General features: G+C 66.5%; 16 protein-coding genes. 8 read left to right on the plus strand and 8 right to left on the minus strand.

All coding sequences use genetic code 11. The annotated features are described in order from the left end of the window. Positions 1–103: 103 nt before the first annotated feature. Together QUE68_RS12860 and QUE68_RS12865 are read right to left on the minus strand one after the other, a co-directional pair. Positions 104–2,854, minus strand: a complete 2,751-nt coding sequence (locus QUE68_RS12860) for a glycoside hydrolase family 2 protein (protein ID WP_284226468.1) — start codon at positions 2,852–2,854, stop codon at positions 104–106. A gap of 92 nt (positions 2,855–2,946) precedes the next feature. Continuing rightward, positions 2,947–3,570, minus strand: coding sequence for a TetR/AcrR family transcriptional regulator (locus QUE68_RS12865; RefSeq protein WP_284226469.1), 624 nt, complete (start codon positions 3,568–3,570; stop codon positions 2,947–2,949). Between the two features lie 60 nt (positions 3,571–3,630). Here QUE68_RS12865 and QUE68_RS12870 point away from each other — a divergent pair, with 60 nt between their 5' ends. Continuing rightward, entirely contained in the window at positions 3,631–4,470 is an 840-nt protein-coding gene (locus tag QUE68_RS12870) for an alpha/beta fold hydrolase (RefSeq protein WP_284226470.1), read from the plus strand. 120 nt (positions 4,471–4,590) lie between these two features. Here the strand turns inward: QUE68_RS12870 and QUE68_RS12875 are convergent, their stop codons facing one another. Then, positions 4,591–5,811 (minus strand): DDE-type integrase/transposase/recombinase, encoded by a 1,221-nt coding sequence (locus QUE68_RS12875; protein WP_284224044.1) that lies wholly within the window; start codon positions 5,809–5,811, stop codon positions 4,591–4,593. A 160-nt stretch (positions 5,812–5,971) separates the two neighbouring features. Here QUE68_RS12875 and QUE68_RS12880 point away from each other — a divergent pair, with 160 nt between their 5' ends. Continuing rightward, positions 5,972–7,603 carry an HNH endonuclease signature motif containing protein gene (locus QUE68_RS12880; protein ID WP_284236097.1) on the plus strand — a complete coding sequence of 544 codons (1,632 nt, stop codon included), beginning with the start codon at positions 5,972–5,974 and terminating at the stop codon, positions 7,601–7,603. A gap of 187 nt (positions 7,604–7,790) precedes the next feature. Further along, the gene (locus QUE68_RS12885; RefSeq protein ID WP_284226472.1) at positions 7,791–8,105 is read left to right on the plus strand and encodes a hypothetical protein; all 315 of its coding nucleotides are present in this window, start codon (positions 7,791–7,793) and stop codon (positions 8,103–8,105) included. 17 nt (positions 8,106–8,122) lie between these two features. On the opposite strand, the gene QUE68_RS12890 is transcribed toward QUE68_RS12885, so the two are convergent. Continuing rightward, positions 8,123–8,866 carry a glucose 1-dehydrogenase gene (locus QUE68_RS12890; protein ID WP_284226473.1) on the minus strand — a complete coding sequence of 248 codons (744 nt, stop codon included), beginning with the start codon at positions 8,864–8,866 and terminating at the stop codon, positions 8,123–8,125. A gap of 97 nt (positions 8,867–8,963) precedes the next feature. Here QUE68_RS12890 and QUE68_RS12895 point away from each other — a divergent pair, with 97 nt between their 5' ends. Then, entirely contained in the window at positions 8,964–10,040 is a 1,077-nt protein-coding gene (locus QUE68_RS12895) for an NAD(P)H-dependent amine dehydrogenase family protein (protein ID WP_284226474.1), read from the plus strand. On the opposite strand, the gene QUE68_RS12900 is transcribed toward QUE68_RS12895, so the two are convergent. Both QUE68_RS12900 and QUE68_RS12905 read right to left on the minus strand, forming a co-directional pair. Beyond that, entirely contained in the window at positions 10,005–10,487 is a 483-nt protein-coding gene (locus QUE68_RS12900) for an ATP-binding protein (protein WP_284230905.1), read from the minus strand. The two genes, QUE68_RS12895 and QUE68_RS12900, sit on opposite strands and share 36 nt — an antisense overlap. Before the next feature lie 42 nt (positions 10,488–10,529). Continuing rightward, positions 10,530–11,048 (minus strand): STAS domain-containing protein, encoded by a 519-nt coding sequence (locus tag QUE68_RS12905; protein ID WP_353507031.1) that lies wholly within the window; start codon positions 11,046–11,048, stop codon positions 10,530–10,532. Between the two features lie 139 nt (positions 11,049–11,187). Between QUE68_RS12905 and QUE68_RS12910 the strand changes: the two genes are divergently transcribed. Then, on the plus strand, positions 11,188–11,961 hold the full coding sequence (locus QUE68_RS12910) for an HAD family hydrolase (RefSeq protein ID WP_284226476.1): 774 nt from the start codon (positions 11,188–11,190) through the stop codon (positions 11,959–11,961). Here QUE68_RS12910 and QUE68_RS12915 read toward each other — a convergent pair. Together QUE68_RS12915 and QUE68_RS12920 are read right to left on the minus strand one after the other, a co-directional pair. Then, a complete protein-coding gene (locus QUE68_RS12915; protein WP_284226477.1) occupies positions 11,891–12,103 on the minus strand; it encodes a (2Fe-2S)-binding protein in 213 nt (70 codons plus the stop codon). The genes QUE68_RS12910 and QUE68_RS12915 overlap by 71 nt on opposite strands. After that, positions 12,103–12,732: a fatty-acid--CoA ligase gene (locus QUE68_RS12920; protein ID WP_284226478.1), complete on the minus strand. Its 630-nt coding sequence runs from the start codon at positions 12,730–12,732 to the stop codon at positions 12,103–12,105. Before QUE68_RS12920 ends, QUE68_RS12915 begins: the two co-directional genes overlap by 1 nt. 145 nt (positions 12,733–12,877) lie before the next feature. Between QUE68_RS12920 and QUE68_RS12925 the strand changes: the two genes are divergently transcribed. From QUE68_RS12925 to QUE68_RS12935, 3 genes are all read left to right on the plus strand, one after another. Then, complete coding sequence (locus tag QUE68_RS12925; protein ID WP_284226479.1) at positions 12,878–14,011, plus strand: nitronate monooxygenase; 1,134 nt, start codon at positions 12,878–12,880, stop codon at positions 14,009–14,011. A gap of 77 nt (positions 14,012–14,088) precedes the next feature. After that, positions 14,089–14,658, plus strand: coding sequence for a TetR/AcrR family transcriptional regulator (locus QUE68_RS12930; protein WP_284226481.1), 570 nt, complete (start codon positions 14,089–14,091; stop codon positions 14,656–14,658). After that, positions 14,648–16,885 (plus strand): molybdopterin-dependent oxidoreductase, encoded by a 2,238-nt coding sequence (locus QUE68_RS12935; RefSeq protein WP_284226482.1) that lies wholly within the window; start codon positions 14,648–14,650, stop codon positions 16,883–16,885. Before QUE68_RS12930 ends, QUE68_RS12935 begins: the two co-directional genes overlap by 11 nt. Positions 16,886–16,911: the final 26 nt, after the last annotated feature.

Below are 16,911 nucleotides of genomic sequence, written 5' to 3' on the forward strand. Positions count from 1 at the left end.
TGCGTCGCGCCGGCATGCAGGACGTGATCATGCCCGCGGGGTACCTGTTGGGATTCGCAGTCGTGCTGATCGCCACCGCGTGGTGGTTGCGCAGGCCTGCGGGCTATGAGACCGGCACCACGACCGGTGGGGAGTTGTACCCGGTTACCCGTACCCAGTCCGCGGGTGCGGAGCGGCCCGGCAGCGTGGCACGCACGTTGACCGCCTCGCCGGGGAACACCGTCACGTAATTGTCGTCGTAGGTGATGGGCAGGACTTCGTCTCCGTCGCGGGTGGTGGTCACCTCGGCGCGTTCGAAGAAGGCGATCCGACCGGTCGGGTTGCGCAACGAGATCACCACGTCGTCGGCGGAGCGTCTGGCCGAGACCTCGAGTGGCACCCTCGTCATCGAGTTGAGCGCGGACATATCGGCCCAACTGTCCTGATGAAGTTCGAAGGCGAAGTCCCCGTTGGGATCCCCGACGTCGTCGTTGCGTTGCGATTGCCAGTAGACGTTCTCGTCGACGACCTTGCCCGCCGCGTCGAGCACTTCACACCGGACGAAGAACACCCGCGAATCGCGCGCTTCCCGCGGAAGCGTCATCGCCGGTGCGGTGCCTCCCGATGCCACGTCGAGACCCGCGGTCGTCCGGTCGTCGCGCAGCCTGCCCTGAAGGTCGTAGACCCTGACCCGCACCCGGACGTCCTCGACGTCGGCTGGCGACTGATTGACGAGGGTGACCTTGGCCTGACTGCGGTCGCCCGTCGCGTAGGCGTCGAATACCGCCGACAGCGGCCGCAAGCCCTTCTTGGCGCCGTAGTAGGCGCCGCCCGGGCGCAGGTAGTAGTCGAAGATGTTGCCGAAGAACGACGGCCAGTGGCTGTTCAGCATCCAGTAGATGGTCATCTTGTGGCCGGCCCAACCCAGCGCGGCGAACGACTCGAACTGCGCGCGGGTGGACTCGTAGTGGGCCAGCTGCGCCTTCCGCGCGAACTCGTACGCCCCGCTCGACGGGCCGTAACGGCGGTTGATCGCGAGCTGGATGCTGGTCAGCTTCGCGTTGCCGGGGTTGGACCCGGCGTGGAAGGTCCAGTAGTCGTTGATGGGCCACAACTTGTCCGGCGGAATGAACTGCTGCAGCGTCGCGAATGGCGGAATGTGCTCATTGTCGCCCTGCTCGGCCGAGGCGCCCCTCGCGGCGCGATACCGCCCACTGAACCAGTACGACGGTGGTCGCCAGGTGTACGGGCCCGCCATCTGGATGCCGTCCCACAGCCGTTCACCGTCGGCGTCGGTGACGTAGGACGACACGGTGTCGACGATCGCGTTCTGCCAGTGCAGATCTCGCAAGATCTGGTGGTAGTCCTCGCGCACCGCGTCCGGCGGTCGACCGTCACTCGCGTTGGCCCACACGAACGCCGACGGGTGGGAACGCAGCAGGGTGATCTGGGATCGCAAGCTGTCCCTGGCGACGCGGTTGTCCTCGTCGTCCCACTGCGGCCACTTCTCCCATTGGTTGCAACACATCCACCCGACCATCAGCGGTATGCCGAGCTCGTCGGCGGCCTCCACGAAGCGCTCGTCGGGAATCTTGGACTCGAGTCTCAGCATGTTGAGACCCAGATCGCGGACGTAGGAGAGGATGGCGTCCTCGCGGCGGGGGTCGTAGGCGTATAGCAGATCCGGGGTGTAGGTCGCGCCGCGGACCAGGAAGTCGCGGCCGTTGACCTGTAAGTAGAAGCTTCCACCCCGGCCCAGCTCCGGGAATCGTTCGTCGTCGTCGCGGAACTGTGAGACGGTGCGCACGCCGAAGCGCTGATGCGTCTCGTCGACCGGGTTGCCGAACTGACGGAACTGTATGCGGAGGTCGTACAGGTCGGGAGCGCCCATGGTGTACGGCCACCAGAGGTCGGGATTCTTCAGCGTCAGTTGATCGAAATCGGTTGCGGTGAAGCTGACTTCGCGCTGTTCGCCAGGTGCCAGGCTGACCGCCTGCTCGACCTCGACGTCCGGCTTGCCCGACCGGCTGATGGTGGCCCGTACGATGCCCTTGATGCGACTGGTGGACGAATTGCGCACGTTGGTGAAGATGGACAGGCGCGCCGTATCGGTATTCGGAAGTGGGAGTTCGGTGTTCACGGTCGCGGCGGCGATCGCGACCGCGCCGGACATCCGTAGCGTGACGGGTTTCCAGATCCCTGCGTTGCGGTCGGGGACGAAGGAGTTGCCGTTGCCGGGATTCTTGTCCGGTCCCTGATAGCCGAGATACTTCCAATTGATCCAGTCGAACCAGCTGTCCGCCAACTCGACTCCGTCGACGTCCTGCAACGACCGTTCGGGAGTCACCTTGACCGCGAGCGTGTTGGGTTGACCCTGGCGGATCCACGGCGTGACGTCCAGGTCGTGGTCGACGTACATGCCGACGATCTGGTCGGCGTCGGCGACGAGGTGGCCATTGAGCCACACCTCGGCGCGGTAGTTGATGCCGGGGAAGTTCAGTCGGTAGGCGCTGTGTCCGGCTGCGGCGTCGAACGTGGTGCGGTACCACCAGTCCTGCTTCCAGAGGTCCTGGGGCACTTCGTCGACGAGATTCTTGCCGTAGTACAGGTTCGGGTAGGTCCCGTCGTCCTCGAGCGCCTGCAGGACGGTGGTGGGCATGCGGCGAACGTCATGCCAATTGGCAGCGCGGTAGCCCTCTCGCGCGATGGCCGAACCGTCATCCGGCACGTCTCGGGCCGACGCCAGTTGCCAGCCGTCGGCCAATTGAACCTCTTGGGCAGGCGGTTCCGGCCTGGCGAAACGGGGCAGGTCTCCGGCGCTGATCAGCAGCAGGACCAGCAGAACCACGACTCCCAGGACTGCGGTTCGGCGCATCTCGGGCGGGATGGTTCCACTCCTTGCGGGCGCCGGGGCGCGTCGGTGGACACGCGGGGGCCTTCATTGTGCCTGCCGACCGGGCGGGGGGCTTACCTGCCCGCGATGCCGCTGATCACGCGATCGAAGACCGCGTACATCTCGTCGAGCGCCTGCTGGGTGTCATCGGCGCGAGCGATGTAGAGGGCAGCCTCGTCGAGCGCGCCCAGAAGGATGTGCGCCGTCGGGCGGAGCGGTTGTTCGGGGATGACTCCGTCGGCCATCGCCGTAGCGAGCATCGCCTCGACCACGCCGAGGCCATACCTCATGCCCACTTCGCGCCACTGGGCCCAGCCCAGGACGGCGGGCGCGTCGATCAAACCGATTCGCTGCACGTCGGGACCGGAGCATTCCTCCAGGAACAGTCGAGCTCCGTAGCGCATCGCGGCCAGATGATCGGCGGGTTCGGCCGCGACGATCCTGGTGGTGATCGTCTCGACGAGACCGCGCTCGACCTCCTCGTACACCGCGGCGAACAGCCCCGTCTTGTCACCGAACTGGTGGTAGAGCGCACCCCGCGTCACCCCCGCCGCGTCGACGATGGCCTGCGTGGGAACGGCGGCGAAACCGTCCCTGGCGAACAGCGTCCTGCCCGCGTCGAGCAAGCGCGCTCTGGTCGCGGCAGTGCGCTCCGCCTGGGTGCGGCGGACCGATGACGTGTCACCGTTGACTTTCATACAGTCTGTACGTAACTTTCATACGAAGTGTCCGTAACTCGTCCCAGGAGGTTAGTCGACATGCCGCAGGTGACGTTGGAACGAGCCACGATCGATTACCGCGTGTTGGGTCCCGAGGACTCACCGCATCCTCCCGTGCTGTTCATCCACGGCATCCTGGTCGACCACCGGCTCTGGCTGAAGGTTGCAGAACAATTGGCGCACAACGGATTTCGTTGCATTCTTCCGAACCTGCCGCTGGGCTCGCACACCATTCCCGTGGACCCCTCGGTTGAGTTGACCCCGAGCGCGGTGGCCGAGACGATCCACGAGCTCATCGGTGCGCTCGATCTGCACGAGGTCACGCTGGTGGGCAACGATACCGGCGGTGGGCTCTGCCAGATGCTCGTCGACGCTCACCCCGGGGATGTCGGGCGGCTGGTGTTGACCAATTGCGACGCATTCGAGAAGTTCCCGCCGTTCCCGTTCAACGTCGTCTTCGCCACGATGCGGGGACCGCGGTCGATCCGACTGCTGCTGAAGACGTTGAGGGTGCGCGCACTCCGGCACTCGCCCCCGGGGTTCGGATTGTTGATGGCGGGCAACGAGGAATTGAGCGCCTCCTGGGTGCAGCCCGCAGCATCCGATCCGCGCATCGCGAGCAATCTGGCCACGCTTCTGCGGGCTGTCGCGCAGACCGACCTGACCGACGTCGCGACTCGACTGCCGCGCTTCACCAAGCCGGTCACGCTGGTGTGGGGCATGGCGGATCGCTGCTTCACGCCGGCTCTCGGGCGTCGACTCGCGGCAGTCTTCCCGAACGTCGCATGGGTGGAAGTGCCGGGTGCGCGCACGTTCGTCGCCCTCGACGACCCCGCGGCCGTCGCCGACGCGATCGCGACCGTGGGGGCTCGTGCGTAGTCGGTGACTTAGCATGCGTTACTGACATTTTCGGGTGCTTGGCCTTGAGTTGTCCACAGTTGGCGTTTCATCCACAGGGCGCCCTTCGGTCGCGGTTTTTGGTGATCGTGTTGCCTCACGTCAAGATGCGCGCGTGGGACTCTTCGTTGCCTCATTTGAGCGTGCGCGCTTGTTGATGCTGGCGTCGGCTTTGCTGGTTGTCATGGCGAGAAGTTGTGCGGTCAGGGAGTGGATCTGGCGTTGGACGGCGGCAGGATTGACCATGGAGTAGGTCCGAGTCAGCGCCACGATGCGCTGCACGGGTGTGTTCGGGTGATCGATCGCGCGGTGGAATGGGGTGGTGGCGATGTCGTGCTTCTTGGACACCTTGGCTCCGGTACGGACCTTGGACACGAGTTTCTGCTGCGGGTAGAAGTAGTTGGTCAGCTTGGACTGCAGCTGCCAGATCTCGTTGAGCAACAACAACTCTGATGCCGTGTCGTAGCGGTGATAGCCAACTACCTGCCTAACCACGGCCCAGTTCTTCTGCTCGACGTGGCAGCCGTCGTTCTTGTTTCCTGGCCGCGCCCGGGTGAAGGTGATCTGACGTTGTTCACACCAGGCCAACAAGTGGACGTTGATGAATTCCGATCCGTTGTCCGAATCCACGCCCAGGATCGGGAACGGCATCTTGGCGGCGATGTCGTTCACAGCGGCCAGCACGCATTTGGCTGATTTGCTGGGCACAGAGCGGTTCTCGGTCCAGCCGGTGGCGATGTCGGTGACGGTCAAGGTGAACGCATGCGGGCCGGTGAGGCTTCCCCCGTCGTGGCAGACCAGGTCGATCTCGACGAACCCCGGTCGCCCGTCGTCCCAGTCGGCCCAGGTCCGCACCGGAATCTGACTCTTCAGCAGCGATCCCGGCTTGGTGGTGGCGCGCCCCTTGAGCTGGTGTTTGCGCCGTTCGGGAGCCAGCCGCCGGTCGATGGTGGCCGCCGACATCGACACCAACAGCGTCGCGATGTCCTCATCGAGGACCAACTCCCCAAAATGGCGCAACACCGCAAGCAGTTCGCCCAGCATCGGCGCCAGGCGCTTACCGGCCGGCATCCCCAACACCGTCCAGCACACCGTCAACGCGGCAACGACCTCCGGTCCGTAGGTCGGTGGCCGCGGACGTCTCGGTGTGACCAGTTTGGGCCGTAATGCCGTCGTGAGCGCCTTACGGGCGTGGTTGCGGTGCCATCCCGTGGTGGCGCACAACTCATCCAGAATCACGCCCTTGGCTCGTTTGTCTGCCAGTGAATAACGGATGGCAGTCGTTTCGGTCACTGCCTTGCGCTCGGTCATCGTCAACCCCATCGCTCCGGCCTACCGAGGTCATTGCTGACAGATCACGCAGGCGCGCCGTACGCGCGCATTTCCGGTGAGGCAACGACCCCAGCTTTCGCGGCATCTCGCGCGCATTTCGGCTGAGTCAACGCGGTGATTCCGGTCGGGGCGGGCTCGTAGATTCGTACGTATGTTCGACTCGTTGGTGGCTCAGACGGCCGGTGCTCGTGGCACTGGCGCGGTGGAGGTGTGGGCGCGGGTGGAGTCCGCGGCGTGCGCCCGCCGGTTGGCGGCGATGGTGAGGGTGCTGGAGGCGGCGTATGCCGCTGATGGGTCCGCGGAGCGGGAGCAGTGGTGTGTCGACAATTGGGATGCCGTCTGCGCCCAGATCGGTGCCGCACAGCGGATGACCGGCAAGTCGGTGTCGAACCTGTTGCTGACCGCGGTGGCGTTGCAGGAGCGGTTCCCCAAGGTGGCCGCGGTGTTCGCCGCCGGGCTGCTCACCTTGGCCCAGGTCCGGCTGATCGTGACCCGCTCGGCGGCGGTCACCGACCCCGACGCCCTCGCGAAGTTGGACGAGGCCCTGGCCGACGCGGCGGCGGGGTGGGAGCCGATGTCGTTGGACCGCACGGAGAAGGCGGTCGACGCGTTCATCGCCCGCTTCGACCCCCTGGCGCTGCACCGCACCCAAACCAAGGCCCGCGGCCGCTCGGTGGACATCGACGTCGACGACGGCAGCGGGATGGCGCAGCTGTTCGCGACCCTATTCACTCCGGACGCCGAGGCCTTCGGCGGACGGTTGGACGCGATGGCCGACACCGTCTGTGAGGCGGATCCGCGGACGAAGGATCAGCGCCGCGCCGATGCGATCGGCGCGTTGGGCCGCGGCGCGGACCGCCTGGCCTGCCTGTGCGGTCGGGAGGATTGCACCGCTGCGTCGAACCCGCCCGCGGCCGGGGTGGTGGTCTACGTCATCGCCCACCAAGACAGCCTCGACGAGTCAGCCCAGGATCCGAAGCCCCAGGATCCTCCGCCGCCCCCCGACGTACCCGACCCCGAACCCGAACCCGATCGCGCCGGCGATAGCAAGCTCGAGAACGGGTCCACGGGGCTCGACGGTCGTGGGCCGGCGGTGTTCGTCCGCCCACCCGCGGGTCGCCCGCTAACCGACGGCCTCGTCCCGCGCACCCCCGGGTTCCTGAATCACCTTCGGCCGGCGATCACGACCCGCGGCCGGTTCCTGCCCGGCCCGGTCTTCCAGCGCGTAGCCCTCGCGGCGACGGTGAGCAGGATCGTGCATCCCGGGCAGGCCCCACCGGAGCCGCGGTACGCCCCGTCGAAGAAGTTGGCCGACTTCGTTCGCTGCCGCGATCTGACGTGCCGCTTCCCGGGCTGTCACGTCCCGGCCACCAATTGTGATGTGGACCATACGATTCCGTGGCCCCAAGGCCCCACCCAAGCCGCCAACTTGAAGGCTGTATGCCGTCGACATCACTTGTTGAAGACGTTCTGGCCCGGCTGGCGAGACCGCCAGTACCCCGACGGCAGGGTCGAATGGACAGACCCGGATGGGCAGAGTCATGTCACGACTCCGGGGAGCCGACTGCTGTTCCCCGAACTCTCCGAACCCACCGCACCCGTCACCGGCGCCACCACCCCGCCCGTCAACAACACGCCAGGGCTGACCATGCCCCGACGCAAGACCACCAGAACCCAAGACCGCGCCCGCCGCATCCACGCAGAACGCGAGTACAACCGCGCGGCCGCCGAAGAGGCTCCACCCGAAGAGGCTCCACCCGAAGCGGCCGAGAACAGATCCTGATGCGGCACGTCGGCGATCAGGTCCGCCGTGCCGGCCCGCCCTCTACCGGCGGATGCAGCCGAGGCGCGGCCCGTCAGCAACGTTGATCTTGAATTGGGATCGGTAGTGGCCCGGAAGGTGTGTACTCGACGCGGTAACGACACGTCGCCTCAGAACGGGGCGCGCATCTACATGGAGAGACTATTTCATGGTCAACATCATCAAGCGGACCCTCGCGGGTGCGTTGATTTCAGGCTTCGGCGCGGTCGCCACTCTGTGGATCGCCGCGTTGGCACCGGACGTCGCACCTGCGCAAGCTGACTCGCGGTGCGACCCGGTATGCCACGGCACCTGGTGCCCGGGGGATCCCATCAACTACCAAGTGAAAGACCTAGCGGTGGGGTGGGACCCGAACGTTTGCCACGAATTCCACCAGGTAGCCGGCCAGCCAGGGGTGTACGCCGAGGGCCCACTTCCCCCGGGCACATTCGTCTGCCCGCCGTTCGCGTTCATGTGCCCTTAAGCGCTAGAACAGATCCGCTAGAACAGATCCTTGTGCGGCACGTCGGTGACCAGACCGCCGTCCACCACGAACTCGCTTCCGGTCGCATAGGACGACTCGTCGCTGGCGAGGAACACGATGAAGGTCGCCACCTCCTCGGATTGACCCGGGCGGCCGAGCGGCGTTGTCACCATGTCCTCGGGGAAGTGCTTCGTCATCGGCGTGCGGATGAAACCGGGGTGTAGCGAGTTCACGCGGATGTTGTGCTTCCCGAGTTCGAGCGCCGCCGATTTGGCCAGTCCGCGCACGGCCCACTTCGACGCCACATAGGGGTGCACCATGGGAGCACCCCGCAGGCCCTCGATGGACGACACGTTGATGATCGATCCGCCGCCCGCCTCCTTCATCGCTGCGACGGAGGCTTGCATGCCGAGGAAGGTGCCGGTGAGGTTGACGTCGATGACCTTCTGCCACTTGTCCATGTCGAAGCTGCCGATCTTGCCCAGCGCGACGATTCCAGCGTTGTTGACCAACACGTTGAGCTTGCCGAACTCGGCTATCGCCAGCGCGACGGCCGCCTCCCACTGGTCGGCTTCGGTGACGTCGAGGTGGACGTAGCGCGCCGACTCCCCGATTTCGTCGGCGAGGGCCTTGCCTTCCTCGTCCAGGATGTCGCCGATGACCACTTTCGCACCCTCGGCGACCAGCATCCGAGCATGCGCAGCGCCCATCCCCCGCGCCCCGCCGCTGATCAGTGCAACTTTTTCGTCCACGCGTCCCATGACGGGTCAGGCTACCGCATGCCGTTTGCGAACTAGAACCTGTTCCAATTCATGGCATCGGCCCGCATACTGCTGGGCATTACGTGAGGAGAAATCAATGGCGATTCGCGTCGCGCTCATCGGCACCGGCAACTGTGGCAGCCTCGCGCTCAAACAGTTGATCACCGACCGGCGCTTCGACCTGACCGCGGTGTGGGTCTCGTCGGACGCCAAGGTCGGCAAGGATGCCGGCGAACTCGCCGGGCTCGACGTGTCGACCGGCGTGCTCGCGACCAACGATCTCCAGGCCATCGTCGCGTCGAACCCGGAGTGCGTCGTCTACTGCGCGATGGGTGACGTCCGGCTGGCAGAGGCGATGGCCGACGTCCGGCTGTTCCTGGCGGCGGGCATCAACGTGGTCGGCTCAGCCCCGGGTGTCCTGCAGTATCCCTGGCAGGTCATCCCGGACAAGTACATCGAACGCGTCGAACAAGCTGCGCGAGAGGGCAATTCAAGCGTCTTCATCACCGGCGTCGACCCTGGGTTCGCCACCGATCTGTTGCCCTTCGCCCTCGCTGGAACTTGCCAGAGCATCCAGCAGATCCGGACGATGGAGATCGCCGACTACGCCACGTACGACGGCGTGACAGTCATGTTCGACGTGATGGGGTTCGGCAACGAGATCGGTGACTTCCCCATGTTGTTCCAGCCGGGCGTCCTCGGCATTGCGTGGGGCACGGCCATCAGGCAGCTGGCAGCCGGCTTGGGTGTCGAGGTCGACGAGATCAGGGACTCGGTCGAGCAGGAACCTGCGCCCGAGGACCTGGACGTCGCGGCCGGCCACATCGCCAAGGGAACCGTTGCCGCACTTCGCTTTCAGATCGAGGGCATGGTGAAGGGTCATCCCGTCATCGTGATCGAGCACGTCACCCGTCTGCGGGCCGACCTGCGGCCGGACTGGGCCCAACCCGCGCACCCGGGCGGTTCCTATCGGGTGGAGATCACCGGCGAGCCGTCATACGTGGTGGACATCGTTCCTACCAGCCGCCATGGCGGTGCGCCCTACGCGGCCATCCTCGCGGCGGCAGCCAGGATCGTGAACTCGATACCGGACGTGCTGGCGGCCGCCCCCGGCATCCGGACCACCCTCGACCTGCCGCTACTGACCGGACGGGGTGTCGTCTCGGTCGGGTAGAAAGCGAGTTCGGATCTCGGTCCACACCAGGCGGACCGTCGTTCCGCCGGTGGACGTCTGGATCGACGCGCGGTCGGACAACGCCTTCATGAGCGCAATTCCTCGGCCACGAGTGCGATCGCGCGGGGTCGACGGTGCGGTCCGCCACGAACCGTGATCGGCAACGGTTACGGTCAGCGTCGCCTGGGTCGGATCGTATTGCGCTCTCACGTCCATCGTGCCCAGAAAACCGGTTGACGGATAAGCGAATTCGGCGGTATTCGCCAAGGCTTCATAGGTGGCCAGCAACAGATCGCTGGCGCGGTACGCATCCAAGTCGAGCGCACCGTTCAGCCACCGGGAGAACTCGTCGCGGGTCTGTGCCGCCATCCGTGGATCCGCCGGCACGCCCACGCGCTCGAAGCGTTCGGCGGAGGAGGCGCCTGCCCGGGTAATTGAATCGATCATCGCCTCCAACGGTTACCCGATCGGCCGACCGACTAAGCGTAGCTAAGCGGAAAACGCCGCAAGTGCCTCATCGAGCGTCGAATGCAGCGGCACGATGTCGGCGATGCCGACCAGCTTCAGCGGCCGACTAGTCGCTGGTCCCTCCGCCACGATGTGCAGGCCGATTCCCTCGGGCGCCGCGTCATGTGCCGCCACGAGCACCCCCATGCCGGCCGATGCCAGGAACTCGACGTCGGTGAAGTCCACGACGATGCCCTGCGGCGACTTCGCGAACGAGGCGTGAATCGCCTGCTCGAGTTGGGGTGCGGTGAGCATGTCGACGACTCCGGACGTTGCGATGATCGCGACCTGCCCGATCCATCGTTCGGTAACTTCGCAGGTCGATCCGGATGCCGCAGAAGTGCCGTCGGTCGATTCCCGTTGTTCGTTCAAAGCCCGTCTTCCATGTCCAACCGCATCGAAGAAATGCGTATCGCCGTGATTCTCCCCCACCTCAGGCTCTGGCTGAACCTCGCGCGAGTTTGAAACCGCCGGGTAGAACCTAGCCGATGGGGGTGTCATCGTGCCCACCAGCCGTTGGTTGCCCACCCTTAGGATGTCATCTAGCGGTCACACCGTCACTGTCCCCGTCCCGTGGATGTGATGTTGCAATGGAGTCTCGGGGCGGGCTGCCGTCGTCATCAGCGCCACGAGGAGCGACATGAACGTGGATGCACCCGTGGCGCGCCAGCTCGACGAGATTGCGTCGGCTCCGCAGGGTGATCGGGTCGGCGCCTTCTTCGACCTCGATGGGACTCTGGTGTCGGGATTCACGGCCACCGCCCACGCGGGACACCGCATCCATGCCCGTCAGGCCAGTATCGGAGAGGTGATCGGGGTCCTCGAGGCCTCGCTGCGGTATCGACTGGGTCGGATGGAGTTCGAGCGGCTGGTCGTCCGCGCCGCGGGCTACCTGCGGGGCGATTCACTCGATGCGCTCGACGAGCTCGGTGACTACCTCTTCCGCCGCCACATCGAGACCCGGGTGTTCGCGCAGATGCACGACGTCGTCCGTGCCCACCAGGCGCGAGGGCACACCGTCGTGCTGAGTTCGTCGGCGCTCAGCATCCACGCCGAGCCGGTCGCGCGATACCTGGGCATCGAGCGCGTCATCTGCAATCAGTTCGAGGTCGACGGCGCCCGGCGGCTGACCGGTGGAATCGTCACCCCGATCATCTGGGGTGCTGGTAAGGCCGCGGCGGTCGCGCGGTTCGCCGACGAGCGCGGCGTCGACCTCCGGCTCAGCTACTTCTACGCCGACGGTGACGAGGACGTCGCTCTGATGCGGGTCATCGGCCAGCCCCGGCCGGTCAATCCGCGCGCCGGTCTCGCGGCGGAGGCGCTGCGCAACGGTTGGCCGGTGCTCAGGGTGAGCACCGGTCCGGCCCGCCGGGGACCTGCTGCGGTGCTTCGGCGCCTCGGCGGGAGTCGATGATGGCCCGCACCGTCCGACGACAGCGCCCGCACTCACTTCCTGCACCGCATGCGTCGGCGACTTGCCGGGACGTCGTGGCACCGGCGTCGACCGCCCTGGCGACCGCCTGATTGGTGACGCCTGCGCAGAGGCAGACGTACATCAGCGATCCCCGCCGATGCGGACCATCGTGTCGAAGCGGCCGACGAACACGGGCGGATAGGCGCCGATCCCGGCCTTGACGAGCCATTCGGCGGCCAACTCCGAGTCGCTCAGCCAGTGTCGGGCGTGATCCTCGTCGTCGATCTGCAGCAGCATCATGACTTCGAGCGGATTGTCGAACGCGCTGAAGATCGTCACCGTCCTGACACCGGCGCCGCGCATGTCGTCGCTGGTCTCGTGGACGTGACGGCGCAGCGCGGCCAGATCGTCGACGGGTGTCACCATCGAGACCACCACCTCGGGCACGGTGGCCTCCGCGGCGGGGTTGAGCACCAGTCGTTCGATCAACTCGCCAGCGAACACCGCTGGGATGTCGTCCACGCCCACCGCGTCGAACCACTCGAAGAAGACACGGGACCGCAGCAGGTCGAGCACGGGTTCGCGCGCGTGCACGGCGATGACGGCCAACACGCGTTCGGGGTCGGTGGTCGACGTGTAGACCAGCGCGTGGTGCGCCCCCAGGTCGCGGAGGCCATCCTGGCGGCGTTCGAGCAGCGGGCCGACGCGCTCGGGGTGCGACACCCGGTAATCGGAGGCGAGGACGAGCGAATGGTCGAGCCAGTGCGTCACAAGGGTGTCCTCCGGTGCTGACGAGCGCGGACTGATCTTACGGAATGTGCCCAGTTGCCAACGGTGGTCGACGAACGTACTAAACTAGAACACGTTCCAGTTCGTTCGCGAGCGCGACCCGCCCCACTTCGAGGAGCCACCCGGCATGCACACTCCCCTCTGCGACCAGCTCGGCATCGAGTTCCCGATCTTCGCGTTCACACACTGCCGCGACGTGGTCGTCGCCGTCAGCAAGGCCGGCGGCTTCGGGGTTCTCGGGGCGGTTGGCTTCACGCCCGAGCAACTCGAGATCGAGCTCAACTGGATCGACGAGCACATCGGTGAGCACACCTACGGCGTCGACATCGTCATCCCGAATAAGTACGAGGGCATGGACTCCAACCTGTCCGCCGACGAACTTGCCAAGATGCTCGTCGACATGGTGCCCCAGGAGCACCTCGACTTCGCCAAGAAGATCCTCACCGATCACGGCGTCCCGCTGACGGCGGAGGACAACGAGAGCACGCTGCAGCTGCTCGGCTGGACCGAGGCGACGGCCACCCCACAGGTCGAGGTCGCGCTCAAGCACCCGAAGATGACGTTGATCGCCAACGCGCTCGGGACCCCGCCCAAGGACATGATCGATCACATTCACGCCGAGGGCCGGACGGTTGCCGCGCTCTGCGGATCGCCCAGCCAGGCGCGCAAGCACGCCGACGCCGGCGTCGACATCATCATCGCCCAGGGCGGCGAGGCCGGCGGGCACAGCGGCGAGATCGGTTCGATCGTGCTGTGGCCGCAGGTCGTCAAGGAGGTCGCACCCGTGCCGGTGCTCGCGGCCGGCGGCATCGGCAGCGGGCAGCAGATTGCCGCAGCGCTGGCGCTCGGTGCGCAGGGCGCCTGGACGGGCTCCCAGTGGCTGATGGTCGAGGAGGCCGAGAACACCCCGGTCCAGCAGGCGGCCTACGTGAAGGCGGGCAGCCACGACACCGTCCGCAGCCGTTCGTTCACCGGCAAGCCCGCGCGGATGCTGCGCAACGACTGGACCGACGCGTGGGAGAACCCGGACAACCCCCAGCCGCTCGGGATGCCATTGCAGTTCATGGTCTCCGGACTGGCCGTATCCGCCACCAACAAGTACCCCAACGAATCCGTGGACGTCGCATTCAACCCGGTTGGCCAGGTGGTGGGCCAGTTCTCCAAGGTGGAGAAGACCTCGGCCGTCATCGAGCGCTGGGTCCAGGAGTACCTCGAGGCCACCGGTGCCCTCAACGCGCTCAACGAGGCGGCCGGCGTCTAAATCGCCCAGCAGTCCGCAAGCGGTTCCAGCTTGCGGTCTGTTCGGCGGGCTCCGAATTATGTATGCTGCTCTACATAATGGCGACTCCCCGCGAACGCATGATCACCTCGACGGCATTGTTGATCCGGGAGCGCGGCGCCCACTCGACCGCGATCTCCGACGTGCTGGAGCACAGCGGGGCGCCGCGCGGCTCGGCATATCACCACTTCCCCGGCGGCCGCACCCAATTGCTGGCTGAGGCCGTGGACTTCGCGGCCGACTACGTCGCGGCCCAGATCGACGGTGCCACAAGCGCTCTCGAGGCACTCGACGCGGTCGTGACCGGGTTCCGCCGAGCGCTCCTCGAATCCGACTTCCGGGCCGGCTGTCCCGTGGTGGCGGTGGCCGTCGAGGCGGACAATCTGCCGGTTCTCGACCGGGCGGGCGCGGCCTTCGTGCGCTGGACCGATCTGATCGTCAGCCGGCTCGTCTCCGAAGGGGTCACCAGCCCCCGCGCGCGAGAGCTGGCGGTCTTCCTCACCTCGGCGATCGAGGGCGCGATCGTCATCGCCAGGGCCACCAGGGACGTGGGTCCGTTGGACTCGACGCACCGCCAGCTGCGGGCGTTAGTGGAAGCCGAAAGAGGGAGCGCTCGACATGACCGCTGAGTGGCAGCCGACCGCGTGCATCCTGTGCGAGTGCAACTGCGGCATCGTCGTACAGGTCGAGGACCGCGTACTGGCCAAGATCCGCGGTGACAAGCAGCATCCCGCGTCGCAGGGCTACACCTGCAACAAGGCCCTGCGGCTCGACCACTATCAGAACAGCCGCAATAGGCTGACCGCACCGCTGCGCAGGCGCGCCGACGGCAGCTACGAGGAGATCGACTGGGACACTGCGATCACCGAGATCGCCGACGGCTTCGCGAAGGTTCGCGACGAGCACGGCGGCGACAAGATCTTCTACTACGGCGGTGGCGGGCAGGGCAATCACCTCGGCGGCGCGTACAGCGGCGCGTTCCTCAAGGCGATCGGGTCGAGATACCGGTCGAATGCCCTGGCGCAGGAGAAGACTGGCGAATATTGGGTCGACGCCCACCTGTACGGTGGCCACACCCGCGGCGAGTTCGAGCATGCCGAGGTCGCGGTGTTCGTCGGGAAGAACCCGTGGATGTCGCAGAGCTTCCCGCGCGCTCGCGTGGTGCTCAACGACATCGCCAAGGATCCGGCCCGGTCGATGATCGTGATCGATCCGGTCGTCACCGACACCGCGAAGCTCGCCGACTTCCACCTGCGCGTGCAGCCCGGCACCGACGCGTGGTGCCTGGCGGCGCTCGCCGCGGTACTGGTGCAGGAGCAGCTCTGCGACGAGCCCTTCCTGGCCGAGCACGTCACGGGCGTCGACACGGTCCGCGCGGTACTGGCCGACGTGCCGATCGGCGACTACGCGCGACGCTGCGGTGTCGACGATGACCTGCTGCGGGCGGCCGCCCGCCGGATCGCGGCGGCCGCGAGCGTCTCGGTGTTCGAGGATCTCGGCATTCAGCAGGCGCCCAACAGCACGCTGTGCTCGTACCTGAACAAACTGCTGTGGATCCTGACCGGTAACTTCGCCAAACGTGGTGCACAGCATCTGCATTCGTCGTTCGCACCGCTATTCGCCGTCGGTGGGGTCGGTCGCACGCCGGTCACGGGCGCTCCGGTCATCGCGGGGCTGGTGCCGAGCAACGTCGTGCCGCAGGAGATCCTGACCGAGCACGAGGACCGCTTCCGCGCCATGATCGTGGAGAGCAGCAACCCCGCGCACTCGATCGCCGACTCGCCTGCGGTCATCGCGGCGCTCGAGTCACTGGAGTTGCTCGTCGTCATCGACGTCGCCATGACGGAGACGGCGCGGCTCGCCGATTACGTGCTGCCGGCGGCAAGTCAGTTCGAGAAGCCCGAGGCGACGTTCTTCAATCTCGAGTTCCCGCACAACACCTTTCACCTCCGTCACCCCCTCATGGAGCCGCTGCCCGGAACGCTGGCCGAGCCGGAGATCTGGGCCAGGCTGGTGCGGGCGCTCGGCGTCGTCGACGATGCGGAGCTGGCGCCGCTGCGCCGGGCCGCGACCGAGGGGTTGGACGCCTACGCGCAGGCGTTCCTGATCGCCGTCAGCACCAACCCGGCGTTGGGACGGGTGCTGCCCTTCGTGCTGTACGAGACGTTGGGACCGACGTTGCCCGACGGTTTGGCGGGCGCGGCAGCGCTGTGGGGCCTGGCGCAGAAGACGGCCATGGCGTATCCGGAGGCGGTGCGACGCGCCGGCCACGCCGACGGTAACGCGTTGTTCGAGGCGATCATGTCGAGCCGGTCGGGCGTGACGTTCACCGAGCACGAGTACGTCGACGACTTCGCCCTGATCACGCATCCCGATCGTCGTATCGCGCTGGACATCCCGGAGATGCTCGACGGCGTCCGGGCCCTGCGGGATGCGCCGACCCGACTCACCAGCGCCGAGTTCCCCATGGTGCTGTCCGCCGGGGAGCGTCGCGCCTACACCGCGAACGACATCCTCCGCGACCCGAGCTGGCGCAAGCGGGACATCGACGGCGCACTACGGATCAGTCCGGAGGATGCCACCGCAATCGGTCTCGTCGACGGTGGCCGGGCCAGGATCACCACCTCGGCGGGTACCGCCGAGGCCACCGTGGAGATCAGCGACGTCATGCTGGCGGGTCACGTGTCGCTGCCCAACGGTTACGGCGTGGACTACGTCGAACCAGACGGATCGGCGACGACACCCGGGGTTGCCCCCAACGCGTTGACCTCGACGGAGTGGCGGGATCCCTACGCAGGCACGCCGTGGCACAAGCACGTTCCCGCCCGGGTCGAGGCGGTGGCCGGCGCCAGGTGAACTTGCACCCGGTGCGGCGTTGCGGC

Origin of the sequence: Mycolicibacterium sp. TUM20985 (genome assembly GCF_030295745.1) — a bacterium.
Taxonomy (GTDB): domain Bacteria; phylum Actinomycetota; class Actinomycetes; order Mycobacteriales; family Mycobacteriaceae; genus Mycobacterium.

Coding starts and splice junctions, on each gene's coding strand:
- QUE68_RS12935 (WP_284226482.1), top strand. CDS start 14,648: ATGACCGCTGAGTGGCAGCCGACCGCGTGCATCCTGTGCGAGTGCAAC.
- QUE68_RS12910 (WP_284226476.1), top strand. CDS start 11,188: ATGAACGTGGATGCACCCGTGGCGCGCCAGCTCGACGAGATTGCGTCG.
- QUE68_RS12900 (WP_284230905.1), bottom strand. CDS start 10,487: ATGATCGATTCAATTACCCGGGCAGGCGCCTCCTCCGCCGAACGCTTC.
- QUE68_RS12875 (WP_284224044.1), bottom strand. CDS start 5,811: ATGGGGTTGACGATGACCGAGCGCAAGGCAGTGACCGAAACGACTGCC.
- QUE68_RS12860 (WP_284226468.1), bottom strand. CDS start 2,854: ATGCGCCGAACCGCAGTCCTGGGAGTCGTGGTTCTGCTGGTCCTGCTG.
- QUE68_RS12865 (WP_284226469.1), bottom strand. CDS start 3,570: ATGAAAGTCAACGGTGACACGTCATCGGTCCGCCGCACCCAGGCGGAG.
- QUE68_RS12895 (WP_284226474.1), top strand. CDS start 8,964: ATGGCGATTCGCGTCGCGCTCATCGGCACCGGCAACTGTGGCAGCCTC.
- QUE68_RS12870 (WP_284226470.1), top strand. CDS start 3,631: ATGCCGCAGGTGACGTTGGAACGAGCCACGATCGATTACCGCGTGTTG.
- QUE68_RS12930 (WP_284226481.1), top strand. CDS start 14,089: ATGGCGACTCCCCGCGAACGCATGATCACCTCGACGGCATTGTTGATC.
- QUE68_RS12890 (WP_284226473.1), bottom strand. CDS start 8,866: ATGGGACGCGTGGACGAAAAAGTTGCACTGATCAGCGGCGGGGCGCGG.
- QUE68_RS12915 (WP_284226477.1), bottom strand. CDS start 12,103: ATGTACGTCTGCCTCTGCGCAGGCGTCACCAATCAGGCGGTCGCCAGG.
- QUE68_RS12925 (WP_284226479.1), top strand. CDS start 12,878: ATGCACACTCCCCTCTGCGACCAGCTCGGCATCGAGTTCCCGATCTTC.
- QUE68_RS12885 (WP_284226472.1), top strand. CDS start 7,791: ATGGTCAACATCATCAAGCGGACCCTCGCGGGTGCGTTGATTTCAGGC.
- QUE68_RS12905 (WP_353507031.1), bottom strand. CDS start 11,048: ATGACACCCCCATCGGCTAGGTTCTACCCGGCGGTTTCAAACTCGCGC.
- QUE68_RS12880 (WP_284236097.1), top strand. CDS start 5,972: ATGTTCGACTCGTTGGTGGCTCAGACGGCCGGTGCTCGTGGCACTGGC.